This is a genomic window from Candidatus Pelagibacter sp. HIMB1493, from assembly GCF_052047995.1.
Taxonomy (GTDB): domain Bacteria; phylum Pseudomonadota; class Alphaproteobacteria; order Pelagibacterales; family Pelagibacteraceae; genus Pelagibacter.
This window is the reverse complement of the sequence record NZ_JBNAIP010000001.1, coordinates 509,157-522,915: the sequence shown is the minus strand read 5'-3', so window position 1 is coordinate 522,915 and position 13,759 is coordinate 509,157. Positions and strand designations below refer to the sequence as shown.

The 13,759-nt window shown below is 29.4% G+C and carries 10 protein-coding genes and 3 tRNA genes; 11 read left to right on the top strand and 2 right to left on the bottom strand.

What is annotated here, in order from left to right; translation table 11 throughout:
* The first annotated feature begins 215 nt into the window (after window positions 1–215).
* The 7 genes from ACTTBK_RS02795 to ACTTBK_RS02765 all read left to right on the top strand — a co-directional run bounded on the left by ACTTBK_RS02795 (window position 216) and on the right by ACTTBK_RS02765 (window position 6,568).
* On the top strand, window positions 216–1,385 hold the full coding sequence (locus ACTTBK_RS02795; RefSeq protein ID WP_440618464.1) for a TrkH family potassium uptake protein: 1,170 nt from the start codon (window positions 216–218) through the stop codon (window positions 1,383–1,385).
* A gap of 29 nt (window positions 1,386–1,414) precedes the next feature.
* Window positions 1,415–1,491 (top strand) — tRNA-Arg (locus tag ACTTBK_RS02790).
* Between the two features lie 124 nt (window positions 1,492–1,615).
* A complete protein-coding gene (locus ACTTBK_RS02785) occupies window positions 1,616–2,656 on the top strand; it encodes an amino acid ABC transporter substrate-binding protein (RefSeq protein WP_440618463.1) in 1,041 nt (346 codons plus the stop codon).
* A gap of 63 nt (window positions 2,657–2,719) precedes the next feature.
* Entirely contained in the window at window positions 2,720–3,871 is a 1,152-nt protein-coding gene (locus tag ACTTBK_RS02780; protein WP_440618462.1) for an amino acid ABC transporter permease, read from the top strand.
* On the top strand, window positions 3,872–5,314 hold the full coding sequence (locus ACTTBK_RS02775) for an amino acid ABC transporter permease (RefSeq protein ID WP_440618461.1): 1,443 nt from the start codon (window positions 3,872–3,874) through the stop codon (window positions 5,312–5,314). It abuts the gene before it with no gap.
* 2 nt (window positions 5,315–5,316) lie between these two features.
* A complete protein-coding gene (locus ACTTBK_RS02770; protein ID WP_316963573.1) occupies window positions 5,317–6,051 on the top strand; it encodes an amino acid ABC transporter ATP-binding protein in 735 nt (244 codons plus the stop codon).
* A 145-nt stretch (window positions 6,052–6,196) separates the two neighbouring features.
* Complete coding sequence (locus ACTTBK_RS02765; RefSeq protein WP_262589252.1) at window positions 6,197–6,568, top strand: helix-turn-helix domain-containing protein; 372 nt, start codon at window positions 6,197–6,199, stop codon at window positions 6,566–6,568.
* 65 nt (window positions 6,569–6,633) lie between these two features.
* On the opposite strand, the gene ACTTBK_RS02760 is transcribed toward ACTTBK_RS02765, so the two are convergent.
* Window positions 6,634–6,709: transfer RNA gene (locus ACTTBK_RS02760), tRNA-Asn, on the bottom strand.
* A 50-nt stretch (window positions 6,710–6,759) separates the two neighbouring features.
* Window positions 6,760–6,833: transfer RNA gene (locus ACTTBK_RS02755), tRNA-Cys, on the bottom strand.
* A 122-nt stretch (window positions 6,834–6,955) separates the two neighbouring features.
* On the opposite strand from ACTTBK_RS02755, the gene ACTTBK_RS02750 reads away from it, so the two are divergent.
* The 4 genes from ACTTBK_RS02750 to ACTTBK_RS02735 are packed head-to-tail and all read left to right on the top strand — an operon-like array spanning window position 6,956 to window position 13,663.
* Window positions 6,956–9,583, top strand: a complete 2,628-nt coding sequence (locus ACTTBK_RS02750) for a valine--tRNA ligase (protein ID WP_440618460.1) — start codon at window positions 6,956–6,958, stop codon at window positions 9,581–9,583.
* Window positions 9,583–11,301 (top strand): dihydroxy-acid dehydratase, encoded by a 1,719-nt coding sequence (gene ilvD, locus ACTTBK_RS02745; RefSeq protein ID WP_440618459.1) that lies wholly within the window; start codon window positions 9,583–9,585, stop codon window positions 11,299–11,301. Before ACTTBK_RS02750 ends, ilvD begins: the two co-directional genes overlap by 1 nt.
* On the top strand, window positions 11,301–12,506 hold the full coding sequence (locus ACTTBK_RS02740) for a sugar phosphate nucleotidyltransferase (RefSeq protein WP_440618458.1): 1,206 nt from the start codon (window positions 11,301–11,303) through the stop codon (window positions 12,504–12,506). The genes ilvD and ACTTBK_RS02740 overlap by 1 nt, the downstream gene beginning before the upstream one ends.
* A complete protein-coding gene (locus ACTTBK_RS02735; protein ID WP_440618457.1) occupies window positions 12,506–13,663 on the top strand; it encodes an ATP-binding protein in 1,158 nt (385 codons plus the stop codon). The genes ACTTBK_RS02740 and ACTTBK_RS02735 overlap by 1 nt, the downstream gene beginning before the upstream one ends.
* The last annotated feature ends 96 nt before the right edge of the window (window positions 13,664–13,759 follow it).

Below are 13,759 nucleotides of genomic sequence, written 5' to 3'. Positions count from 1 at the left end.
AATATTTAAGTTTTTTCTTTCTATTGATTTCAGTTTTTTCATTTTTAAATATTATTTACTCTTATTATTTCAATTTATACTTAAACTTAAATACATATTACTTTAGTTTAGTAATCTCTGGTTTAATTAGTTTTTTGTTCTATAAAATAGACACCTCAGAAAAAAAACCCACAATATTTGAAAAAATATTAACAGTACTTTTGGGATATTTTATTATGCCAATAGTATTATCAATTCCATTTTATTTTAGTATTTATAATTTAACCTTTTTAAACGCTTTATTTGAAGCAGTGTCTGGCTTTACATCAACTGGTTTTACAATATTTGAAAATATAAAGCATATTGATCAAGGTTTAATAATATGGAGATCATCTATTCAATGGATAGGTGGATTGTATTTTTTATTTTCTATAATTTTTTTAATTGATATTTATGATGAAAACTTAAAAAAATCTCTTACAAATTTTTTATCATTTAATACAGCCGAAATTTTAAAACAAACAATTAAAATATTTATTTTATATTCAAGCTTAACATTATCTATTTTTATAATTTTTAATTTATTTGGAATTAGATCTTTTAATTCATTAAATTTATCAATGACTATTATTTCATCAGGTGGTTTTTTACCAGTAAATGATCTCTCAACAATACTAACTCAAAATTCACAGATAATAATTTTTTCATTATTAATGCTAGTTTCTTTCTTCAGTATTTTCTTTATATACAATTTAATCTTTTTAAGAAAAAATATTAATTTTTTTCATGAGGATATTCATCTATTTTTATATTTTGTAATAACAATTGGGATATTTTTTATATTTTTTAGTTACGATAATACTTTTTCTTATAGTTTTTTATCTTTAGTAAGTAGTATTTCAAATATAGGAATTTCATTGAATGTTGAACAAACTAATCTTCAATTTTTGTATTTACTTTTGGTTATAATTGGAGGTTCATTTATTTCTACAAGTTCAGGATTACGATTTTTAAAAATTTACTCTTTAACAAAATATTCTTTAAATCAAATACTTTCATTTAGCAGACCAAAAAATGTATTTATGAATAAGCTAGTATTTTCTAAAATTAACTTTGCAACTCAAGATATAAATAAATATTTTCTTACAATTGTTATTTTTATAATCTCACTTTTTTCATTAACCATTTTTTTATCTTTGAGTGAAATCAATTTTGAATATTCATTTAAACTGGCCGTATTAACATTAATGAATACTGTTAATTCTTCAGCCTATGGAATGGGTGATTTTGATTTTCAAAATTTACATTTTATTACTAAATTTTTTCTTATTTTCTTTATGATTATTGGAAGAATTGAATTGTTATCTTTATTATTGATAGCTAAAAAATTTCTGTTTAAATATTAAATTTGTAATATATATGTATTTCAAATATTGCGCCCTTAGCTCAGCTGGATAGAGCATCGGTTTTCTAAACCGAGGGTCGTAGGTTCGAATCCTTCAGGGCGCGCCATTTCTTGGTCTTTTGACCATAATTTTCTCTTGAAGTAGTTTTTCTAAAATGTTTTAATCCTGCGAATTCAAAACTAAGTTTTGAATTATTTGTTAACAAATAATAATAACTAAAAGGAAGAATAATGTTTAAATACTTAAAACAATTAACTTCTTTAGTAGCAATGGTTGCAGTGTTGTTTACTTTTACAACAGAAACTATGGCTGCTAAAAAATCTAAAACACTTAAAAACACTCAAAAGAAGGGTTTTGTAAGATGTGGAGTATCTCAAGGTCTTCCAGGATTTTCTAATGCTGATGCAGCAGGAAATTGGACTGGTATCGACGTTGATGTATGTAGAGCAGTAGCTGCTGCAGTACTAGGTGATGCAAACAAAGTTAAGTTTACACCATTAAGTGCTAAAGAAAGATTTACAGCTTTAACTTCTGGTGAGATTGATATCTTATCAAGAAACACAACTTGGACTCTTTCTAGAGATGCTGATATTGGACTAACTTTCGTTGGAGTAAACTTCTACGATGGTCAAGGTTTCATGGTTAGAAAAAGTTCTGGTATTACTTCAACAAGCCAATTCAAAAATGGTATCTCAGCTTGTACAAACATTGGTACAACAACTGAGTTAAACATGAGAGACTTCTTTAACTCTAAAGGAATTTCTTATGAGCCAGTTGCTTTTGAAAAAGCTGACGAAGTCGTAGCTGCTTATGATGCAGGTAGATGTGATACTTACACTACTGATAAATCTGGTCTTGCTGCACAAAGAACTAAAATGACTAACCCAGATGATCACATTGTATTACCTGAAACTGTTTCTAAAGAGCCTTTAGGACCAGTTGTTAGACAAGGTGACTCAGTATGGGAAGATATCGTTAGATGGTCTTTAAATGCTATGATCGAAGCTGAGGAGTATGGAATTACTTCAGCTAATGCAGATATGATGAAATCTTCAGACAATCCAGCTGTTAAAAGATTAGTTGGTGCTGAAGGTGAATTAGGTGCTGCTTTTGGTCTAGACAATGAGTGGAGCTTAAGAATTATCAAGCAAGTTGGTAACTATGGTGAAAGCTACAAAAGAAATATAGCTGACACTGGAATTTTACCAGACAGAGGTCCAAATGAATTATGGACTAAAGGTGGAATTCTTTACGTACCACCTGCAAGATAATTGTATATTTAACTAATTAAAAAGGGCTAGATTTTTCTAGCCCTTTTTTTTATAAGCTCTTAAATGAACTTCAAATTACAAAAAATAGTTCCTCAATTAATTACAGTTTTAGCAGTAGTTCTAGTTTTTGGTTTCTTTAGTTATAACGCCCAAGTCAATATGGAAAATAGAGGTATTGATTTTGGATATGGTTTTTTATCTCAAGAATCTTCATTTGATGTCCAATTTTCTTTAATTGAATATGATGGATCTCATTCTTATTTCAGAGCTTATTTAGTTGGATTATTAAATACAATTTTAGTCTCTATTATTGGAATTATATTTGCAACAATACTTGGGGTAATAGTAGGTGTTGCAAGACTTTCACCAAATTATCTTATTAATAAATTTGCAGCTTTCTACGTAGAATTTTTTAGAAATATTCCATTACTTTTACAGATATTTTTTTGGTATTTTGCAGCTTTAAGAGCTTTGCCTTTGCCTCAAGATGCTGATGCAATGTTTGGTGTTTTCTTTTTAACTATTAAAGGTCTCTATGTTCCAGCTTTTGTTTGGGAAAACTTTAATGTTTTCTTTTATTCAATAGTAGCAGCAATAATTGCTATTGCAGTTATTAGAATTCATGCAAGAAAAATTCAAGAAACTCAAGGTAAACAGTTACCAGTTTTATGGATATCTTTAGGATTAATTTTAATATTACCTTTATTAAGTTTTGTTATAGGTGGAGTAAGTTTATCTTTTGAAATTCCAAAATTAAAACAACTTGCAACTACATCATTCATTTATGAAGGTGGTGTAAGTTTGCCTCCAGAATTAATTGCATTAACTTTATCTTTAGCATTATATACAGCAACTTTTATTGCTGAGTGTGTAAGAGCTGGAATTCAAGGTGTTGGAAAAGGACAAAAAGAGGCCGCTGCATCTATCGGTTTAAATCCAAATCAAGTTTTAAAATTAGTGGTTATGCCTCAAGCTCTAAGAATTATTATCCCGCCAACTACTAACCAATATTTGAACTTAACAAAAAATTCATCATTAGCAGCAGCTATTGCTTATCCAGATTTAGTTTTAGTATTTGCAGGTACTGCATTAATACAAACAGGAAAAGCTATTGAGATTGTTTCTATTACTATGCTTACTTACTTAAGTTTGAGTATATCAATTTCTATATTAATGAATTGGTATAATAAAAAAATTGCTATTAAGGAAAAATAAATGTCAAAAATTAATTTTTTAAGACCTGATAAAGAAAATTTGAATACATTTTTGTATTTAGGTTCTTTGTTATTTTTTATTAGTGTTTTAGATGTATTTTTGAATTCATTTTTTAATGTTAACATCACAGGTTTCCTACCAACTTTGTTAAGTTTTGTTGTACCTTTAGTGATTGGATTTATAGGTCTTCACTTTATTAGAATTGAACATAGTGGATATAAATTTTTAGACAGTCTAAACAAAAATATTAATACCAATAGTTTTAATGCTGTTCTTTCATTATTGATTATTTTTGTCATAATTAAAGCAACACCACCAATTCTAAGTTGGTTTTTTGTTGATGCTAGCTTTGCAGGAGATAGCAAGGATGTTTGTTCTGGAACTGGTGCATGTTGGACATATATTAAAGTTTGGTTTAATAGATTTATGTATGGAATGTATCCAAATGCTGAACAATGGAGAATAAATTTATCTTTTATTTCTTTGGCTTTACTTGGATCAGTTGGATATTTTGCGACAGAGAAATTTAAGAAGTATTTAACTTTATACTATGTAGTTATTTATCCTTTTATTGCTTTCTTATTTATTTTCTTTTTTATATCAGGCGGTCCGGTATTTTTTGATTTCTCTTATGGTATAATCGCTGCAGTTATTTCAATCATTCTTGGATTTTTTATTCCAAGTAGATTTAAGTTTTACTATTTTTTAATTGTTCCATTAACCATTTATATAGTTCTTAAATACTTTGTTTTTTATGAGGAATTAATAGAGCTTGGTAAACTTGATGGTTTAAATTGGGTAGAAACGGGAGCGTGGGGTGGATTATCTTTAACATTTATAATCTCGTTCTTCTGTTTAATATTCTGTTTTCCTATAGGGATGGCTTTTGCTTTAGGAAGAAGATCTGATTTACCTTTGATTAGATATATATCTGTAGGATTTATTGAGTTCTGGAGAGGGGTACCATTAATTACAGTCTTATTTATGTCAGCTGTAATGTTTCCAATGTTTTTACCCGAAGATTTTTTTATAGATAAATTAGTTAGAGCAATTATTGCAATTTCATTATTTGAAGCTGCATATGTTGCAGAAGTAATAAGAGGAGGTTTACAAGCTTTACCAAGAGGCCAATACGAAGCTGCTAAATCATTGGGTATGGGGTATTGGAAGATGCATATATTTGTAATTTTACCTCAAGCACTTAAATTAGTAATTCCTGGTATTGCTAATACTTTCTTAGCGTTAGTTAAAGATACACCTTTGATATTTGTAGTTGGTTTATTAGAGATTGTTGGAATGTTAAATTTAGCAAAAACCAATCCAGAATGGTTAGGATTTGCAATGGAAGGCTATGTATTTGCTGCAATAATTTTCTGGATTATTTGTTATGCAATGAGTAAGTATAGCTATAATTTAGAACAAAAATATAAAACAGAGCGATAATTATGTCTGATAGTATTATTCAAATTAAAAATGTAAATAAATGGTTTGGAGATTTTCAAGTATTAAAAGACATAAATTTAGAAGTTAAACCAAAAGAAAAAATTGTAGTTTGCGGACCGTCTGGATCTGGTAAATCCACATTAATTAGATGCATAAACAGATTAGAAGAACATCAACAAGGAGATATTATTGTTGATGGTAATACTCTAACAGAAGATACAAAAAATATTGAACAAATTAGAGCTGAAGTTGGAATGGTGTTCCAACAATTTAATCTATTTCCACATTTATCAATTGTTGATAACTGTACACTTGCTCCTATTTGGGTGAAGAAAATGCCTAAAAAAGAAGCTGAAGAATTAGCACTAAAGCATTTAGAAAGAGTTCAAATTCTTGACCAAGCTCAGAAATTTCCAGGTCAATTATCTGGTGGTCAGCAACAACGGGTCGCAATTGCGAGAGCTTTATGTATGGAACCAAAGATTATGTTGTTTGATGAACCAACATCAGCCCTTGACCCTGAAATGATTAAGGAAGTTCTTGATGTAATGGTTGATTTAGCTAACCAAGGTATGACGATGATCGTTGTTACACATGAGATGGGCTTTGCTAAAGAAGTTGCCGATAAAATGATCTTTATGGATGAAGGTATGATAGTAGAAAAAGCGGACACAAAAGAGTTTTTTGCTAATCCAAAGAGTGATCGTACTAAGCTTTTCTTAAGCCAAATCTTGTAAAATTTATATACATTCTAACCTTAACAATTGCTTGACAGGTTTTTAGTTTTTAGGTTTTTTTATTAAAATAAACAAATTTTTCTATTGCAGTAGTTGAAATAAATTTGTTCAATAGGTTTTTAAAATTTAATTAAGAGGGGTCTTAATGGAAGATAATTTCAACAAACACTTAGGGAACAAACTTAAGTTAAGAAGATTGGCTTTAGGTTTAACCCAAACTAAAGTAGCAAAAGCTATTAATGTTACATTTCAACAAATTCAAAAATACGAAAAAGGCACTAACGGAGTAAGCTCAATTAGATTACTTCAACTTTCAAATTATTTAAAAGTACCAATAAATTATTTTTTCGAAGATTTTTCAGAATATTTAGTTAACTTAGAAAAATCGCAAGAAGGACATATGAATGTTAATTATAATTTTTTAGCGAAAGTTTATTCAGAACTTAATGCTGATCAAAAATTAAAATTTAACAAAACACTACAAATTTCAGGATCTAACATTTCTAAAGCAGTTTAATCATAACCAAAATGGGACCCCCTTGGTTAATTGTTTATTCTTAAATATTTAAGATTAATTTTTTTTGGCTCCTCGGGCAGGACTCGAACCTGCGACCAATTGATTAACAGTCAACTGCTCTACCAACTGAGCTACCGAGGAATGTAAAAATCACAACTTACTTTTTTTTAAAACTAAAACAAGATTTTTTTTGGAGGCAACGCCCGGAATCGAACCGGGATACAAGGATTTGCAATCCTCTGCGTAACCATTCCGCCACGTTGCCTTCTTGTTTTAGACGAATAGCTTCAGGCCTTTTTATATTAAATTTTTTATATTAGTCTATTAAATAACGATCCAAATTGATTATTGTTAAATAAGATTATTAAATTATAAACTTTAAAATCAATGAGTAACGATAAATATATCCATTCTGAAGTTGAAAATAAGATTTATTCATATTGGGAAAAAAACGAATTATTTAAACCAAAAGAAAATTCTAAAAAATTTTCAATAGTAATTCCTCCACCAAATGTAACTGGAAGTCTTCATATGGGACATGCTCTAAATAATTCTATTCAAGATTTATTAGTGCGTTACCACCGGATGAATAATTACGAAACTTTATGGCAACCAGGAACTGACCACGCTGGTATTGCAACGCAAGCTTTAGTTGAAAAAAAGCTCACGTCTGAAAAGATAGATAAGAATGAGATTGGTAGAGATAAATTTATTGAAAAAGTTTGGGAGTGGAAAGAGCAATACGGTGACATAATAATTAACCAATTAAAAAAGCTTGGCTGTTCTTGTGATTGGTCAAGAAATGCTTTCACAATGGATGAAAACTTATCCAAATCAGTTATCAAAGTTTTTGTAGAACTTTACAATAAAGGTTTAATTTACAAAGATAAGAAATTAGTAAACTGGGATACTGTTCTTAAGACAGCTATTTCAGATTTAGAAGTAGATCAAAGAGAGGTAAATTCAAAAATTTACTACATTAAATATCCTATAGATGGAACCAGTGAATTTATAACTATAGCAACTACAAGACCTGAAACAATGTTGGGTGATACTGCTATAGCTGTTAATCCAAAAGATCAGAGGTTTAAATCATTTGTTGGAAAAACAGTAACCATTCCAATTGTTGGTAGAAAAATAAAAATTATAGAAGACGATTATGCTGATCCTGAACAGGGCACAGGAGCATTGAAAATAACTCCTGCACATGACTTCAATGATTATGATGTAGGTCAAAGAAACAATCTAGAAATAATAAATATTTTTACTGAAGAAGGTAAGATAAATGAAAACGCACCTGAACACTATAAAGGTCTTGATAGATTTGAAGCTAGAAAAAGAATTTTAAAAGAACTTAAAGAAAAAGAATTTTTTGTTAAAGAAGAAAATATAAAAAATAAAGTTCCATATGGAGATAGATCTAATTCTATAATTGAACCTTTTCTTACAGAGCAATGGTTTGCTGATGCTGGTAAATTATCTGTCAAAGCTAAAGAAGTTGTTAATTCAAAAAAAACAAATTTCTTTCCTGAAAATTGGTCAAAGACATATTTTCAATGGATGAACAATATTGAACCTTGGTGTATTTCAAGGCAGTTGTGGTGGGGACATCAAATACCTGCATGGTACGGGCCAGATAATAAAATTTTTGTTGCTATAAATGAAGAAGAAGCAAAATCACAAGCAAAAGAATTTTACAAAAAAGAAGTAGAACTAAATAGAGATCCTGATGTTTTGGATACTTGGTTTTCATCTGGTTTATGGCCTTTTGCTACTTTAGGGTGGCCAGAAGATGATGATTATTTAAAGAAATTTTATCCAACTTCAGTATTGGTAACTGGTTTCGATATTATCTTTTTCTGGGTTGCTAGAATGATTATGTTTGGAACAGAATTTTTAGATAAAGAGCCGTTTAAAGACATATATGTTCACGCACTTGTAAGAGATGAAAAAGGACAAAAAATGTCTAAATCAAAAGGAAACGTAATTGATCCTTTAGATTTAATAGAAAAATATAGCGCTGATGCATTGAGATTTACTTTACTTTCAATGGCTTCACCAGGGACCGATGTAAAATTATCGGAAGATAGAGTTAAAGGCTATAGAAATTTTTTAAATAAATTGTGGAATGCCAATAACTTTTTAATAACAAATGAATGTGATTTTGAAGATATTGATGATCTACCTAATTTAAACATAAATATTAATAAGTGGATATATTCAGAGTTAATAGAAGCAAAAAATAAAATTCAAAAAAATCTTGAAGATTATAGATTTGATGAAGCTGCAAAAAATGCATACCAATTTGCTTGGCACTCATATTGTGATTGGTATCTAGAGTTATCTAAAACTATTCTTTTTTCAGATGATAATGATGCAAAAGCTGAGGTTAAAAAAGTGTCATCTTATGTATTTAAACAAATATTAATCTTACTTCATCCATTTATTCCGTTTGTAACAGAGGAAATATGGCTCAAAGACCAATTTGATAAGGATGGTAGTGATTATTTGATGCATAAAAATTGGGTAACAGGAGAAGTTAATAAAGATAATAGCACTGAGCAGGTAGAAAATATCATCAATATAATTTCAGAGCTTAGATCTTTTAAAAATGAGCTAAATGTTAGCCCAGGATCATTTATTGATGTTTCAGTTAAAGGTATTAATGACAATCAAAAAGAATTTATTAATAAGAACGAAGTAATTTTAAAAAAACTTGGAAGAATAAACAGCATACTTGATGATGATTTAGAAAAACCTGCCGCTACAATGGTTGTTTCAGGTGACTTATTCAAAATTTATTTTGATAAAGATGTAGATTTAAAATTAATCAAAGAAAACTTAACAAATAAACAAAGTAGATTAGAACAAGAAATGAATAAAATATCTCAAAGATTAGAGAATAAAAGTTTTGTAGGCCGTGCTCCAAAAGAGATTGTTGAACAAGAAAAAACTAATTATAATAATTTAAAGAATGATATTGAAAAAATATCAGTAACAATAAAGGGTATATAATGGCAAAATTTAATAAAAAGAAACTTCCAAGTAGACATACATCATTAGGACCAGATAGAGCACCACATAGATCTTTTTACTATGCAATGGGTGAAACTGAAAAAGATGTAGCAAAGCCCTTTGTTGGAGTAGTTTCAACTTGGAATGAAGCAGCGCCTTGTAACATTGCTTTAATGAGACAAGCACAATCTGTTAAAAAAGGTGTCAGAGCAAACGGTGGAACACCAAGAGAATTTTGTACAATTACTGTTACTGATGGAATTGCAATGGGTCATGAAGGAATGAAATCTTCATTAATTTCAAGAGAAGTTATCGCAGACTCTGCAGAACTGACTGTTAGAGGACATTGTTACGATGCTTTAGTAGGTATTGCAGGATGTGATAAATCTTTACCAGGTTTAATGATGTCAATGGTTAGACTTAATGTGCCAAGTGTATTTATTTATGGTGGATCTATTCTTCCAGGTACTTACAAAGGAAAAGATGTAACTGTTGTAGATGTATTTGAAGCTGTTGGAAAACATTCGTCAGGTCAAATGTCTGCAGCTGAGCTTAGAAAATTAGAATTAGTTGCGTGTCCAAGTGCAGGTGCTTGTGGTGGTCAATTTACTGCAAATACAATGGCATGTGTATCAGAAGCAATTGGTTTAGCATTACCTTATTCAGCAGGAACTCCTGCTCCTTATGAAGAAAGAGATAAGTATGCAAAAGAAAGTGGCAAAATGGTAATGAACCTTTTACAGAAAAAAATTAAACCAAGAGATATTGTTACAAGAAAAGCTTTAGAAAATGCTGCAACAATTGTTGCTGCAACAGGTGGATCAACTAATGCGGGTCTTCATTTACCAGCTATTGCTAATGAAGCAGGAATTAAATTTGATTTAATGGATGTTGCTAAAATATTTAAGAGAACACCTTATCTTGCTGATTTAAAACCAGGTGGAAAATATGTTGCAAAGGATATGTGGTTAGCTGGTGGTGTACCAATGTTATTAAAAACTTTATACGAAGGTGGATATATTCATGGAGACTGTATGACGGTTACAGGTAAAACTATGAAAGAAAATTTAAAAAATATTAAATTTAATCCTAAACAAAAAGTGATGAGATCTTATAAAGATCCATTATCTCCAACAGGTGGTGTTGTTGGGTTGAAAGGTAACTTAGCTCCAGAGGGAGCAATTGTTAAAGTTGCAGGACTTAAAAAATTACAATTTACTGGAAAAGCAAGATGCTTTGATAATGAAGAAAGCGCTATGAAAGCTGTGCAAAGTAGAAAGTATAATGATGGTGATGTAATTATTATTAGATACGAAGGACCAGTTGGAGGTCCAGGTATGAGAGAAATGTTATCTACAACTGGAGCAATTTACGGTCAGGGAAAAGGGGAGAAAGTAGCCCTTATAACTGATGGAAGGTTCTCTGGTGCTACAAGAGGCTTTTGTGTTGGTCACGTGGGCCCTGAGGCCGCTCTAGGGGGTCCTATAGGACTATTAAAGAACGGAGATATCATTGATATTGATGCCAAAAAAGGAACTATCAATGTAAGACTTTCTAAAAAGGAATTAGCATCAAGAAGAAGAAAATGGAAAGCTAAAAAATCTGACTTTGGATCAGGTACTTTGTGGAAATATGCACAAACAGTTGGACCAGCATACTTAGGTGCCCCAACTCATCCAGGTAAGAAAAAGGAAGTTAAAGACTACTCAGAGATTTAATGAAAATAAGACCAGTTATTTTATGTGGTGGTGCTGGTACTCGTCTTTGGCCAAATTCTAAAAATCATCAAGCTAAACAGTTTATTGATTTTGGTAATTGGACTTTGCTTGGAAAAACCTTAGAGAGAACAAAAGCATCCATTTATGATGTACCTATTATAAGCACAAACAAAAAATATCTAAGTAAAGTTAAACAACATTTAAGAAAAAATAAAATCAATAAATACAAAATTGTTGTTGAGCCAGCTAAAAGAAATACGGCTCCAGCTATCTTAAGCACAGCTTTAATAAAAGATATTCCTGATAATCAGCCATTAATGTTTTTTACAGCGGATCATTTGATTGAGAAGATGAATATATTCAATAAGGCCATAAATAAAAATAAGTCCAATCTTAGTGAAAACAATATTTTTGTATTTGGCATAAAACCAAAATCTCCAACAAGTGATTACGGTTATTTCTTAACTAAAAAAATTAAAGGCAACATTAATAAAGTAACTAGATTTATTGAAAAACCTAAAGAAGCAAAAGCAAAAGAAATTATTCGAAAAAATGGATATTGGAATTCAGGAATGTTTTATCTTAGAAAAGATTCAATCATCAATAACTTTAAAAAATACAATCCAACCATATATAGAAATTGTGTATCAGCTGTTAATAAGGCAAAATATAAATCAAACACATATCATTTAAATAAAGCCTCATTTATAAAAGCAACTGCTAAATCTTTTGATTATGCAATTCTTGAAAAAACAAAAGAAATTAATGCAATCAAATTAGATATACCTTGGTCAGATCTTGGAAGTTGGAAAGAGATTTTAAAAATGTATGACAAAAATAAAAACAAATACATTAAGAAGAAAAATATTTATTTTAGGCCATGGGGTAGATATACGAACCTATTCGAAGGTAAAGAGTTTTTAATTAAAGAACTTTATGTAAAACCAAAAGGAATACTAAGTTTACAAAAACACCATCACCGTGCTGAACATTGGTTGGTTACACAAGGAAATGCCAAAATAACACTTAATAAAGATATAATTACTAAAAAACCTGGAGAGCATATATTTATTCCATTAGAAGCCATTCACAGAGTTCAAAATCCTGGACAAAAACCAGTTAAAATTATGGAAGCCCAAGTAGGATCAATATTGAAAGAAACGGATATAGTTAGATATCAAGATATTTATGGCAGAGTAAAGTAGTGGACTTGTTAACAATAATTTTATTAATAATAATTGGATTATTAACTTTCTTTCTCTTAAAAAAAGAAAGAGTGTTTGGAATTAATACTGAAGAAAACTCTGAAAAAGAAACAGTTAAAATTGTTGAAAGCAAAGATTACAGAAATAATTTATACGATTTACTAAATTATATTCCAGAAGCAGTAATCATATTAGATAAAAGTAAAAAAATTATTTTTAGCAACATTTCCTCAAATAAACTTTTTCAAATAAAGCTAAATGAAAATATTAGTGGCTTTTTACGTAATCCAGATCTTCTAAATTCTATTGATAAAGCTTTTCAAGGAACAAATGTTACAGATTTTGAAATTGAAATCAGAAATCAAGCAACTCAAAGATTAAATATAACTGCTTATTTGGATCACAATAACATTTTTTTTGATGAACAGTCATGCGTGCTGCTAATGAGAGATTTAACTGAATTCCATAAATTCCAGCAGCTAAAATCAGATTTTGTAGCTAATGTTTCTCATGAACTTAGAACACCATTACAGTCAATTAAAATAGGCCTTGAGACCTTTGATGACAATTCAGAATTAAAAAAAAATTCAGAAATAAACAATTTGCTACCAGTAATGATATCTCAATCAGAAAGAATGGAAAATTTGATTAGAGATTTATTGTCTTTATCAAAAATAGAACTGCAAGAGCACATAAGGCCAACTCATGAGATAGATTTAATAGAATTGTTAGATTATGTAATTAAAACATACGAAAAAATAATTAATAAAAATAATATTAAAATTAAATTTAATAAAATTGAAAATTTTAAAATAATTGGTGACAGAGATAAATTAATTGAAATTTTTACAAACCTTATTGATAACTCAATTAAATATAGTGACAAAAATAAAGAAATTACAATTTCAGCAAAAAAAGATGGTGAACTTAATATTGTTTCAATAGCAGATCAGGGAATAGGTATACCAAAAGAATCTTTGCATAGAATCACAGAGAGATTTTTTACAGTTGATCCTAGCAAAAGTCGTAGTGTTGGAGGAACTGGACTTGGTTTAGCTATTGTTAAACATTTAGTTTCGCAACATAGAGCTGAAATGGATATTAATAGTGTAGAAAATCAAGGGACAACAATAGATATCAAATTCAACTCACTATAATACAACTAAAAAGTTAGTGGTTGTAACAAAAGTTTAACCTTCCTTTAATAAAATATTTAAGAATCAAATTTATTTAGTTCGCATTATGAATCTAAA

What these genes read in the sequence shown, in the direction of transcription:
- ACTTBK_RS02795 (WP_440618464.1), top strand. Translation starts at nt 216, where the DNA reads ATGCCAATAGTATTATCAATTCCATTTTATTTTAGTATTTATAATTTA.
- ACTTBK_RS02785 (WP_440618463.1), top strand. Translation starts at nt 1,616, where the DNA reads ATGTTTAAATACTTAAAACAATTAACTTCTTTAGTAGCAATGGTTGCA.
- ACTTBK_RS02780 (WP_440618462.1), top strand. Translation starts at nt 2,720, where the DNA reads ATGAACTTCAAATTACAAAAAATAGTTCCTCAATTAATTACAGTTTTA.
- ACTTBK_RS02775 (WP_440618461.1), top strand. Translation starts at nt 3,872, where the DNA reads ATGTCAAAAATTAATTTTTTAAGACCTGATAAAGAAAATTTGAATACA.
- ACTTBK_RS02770 (WP_316963573.1), top strand. Translation starts at nt 5,317, where the DNA reads ATGTCTGATAGTATTATTCAAATTAAAAATGTAAATAAATGGTTTGGA.
- ACTTBK_RS02765 (WP_262589252.1), top strand. Translation starts at nt 6,197, where the DNA reads ATGGAAGATAATTTCAACAAACACTTAGGGAACAAACTTAAGTTAAGA.
- ACTTBK_RS02750 (WP_440618460.1), top strand. Translation starts at nt 6,956, where the DNA reads ATGAGTAACGATAAATATATCCATTCTGAAGTTGAAAATAAGATTTAT.
- ilvD (WP_440618459.1), top strand. Translation starts at nt 9,583, where the DNA reads ATGGCAAAATTTAATAAAAAGAAACTTCCAAGTAGACATACATCATTA.
- ACTTBK_RS02740 (WP_440618458.1), top strand. Translation starts at nt 11,301, where the DNA reads ATGAAAATAAGACCAGTTATTTTATGTGGTGGTGCTGGTACTCGTCTT.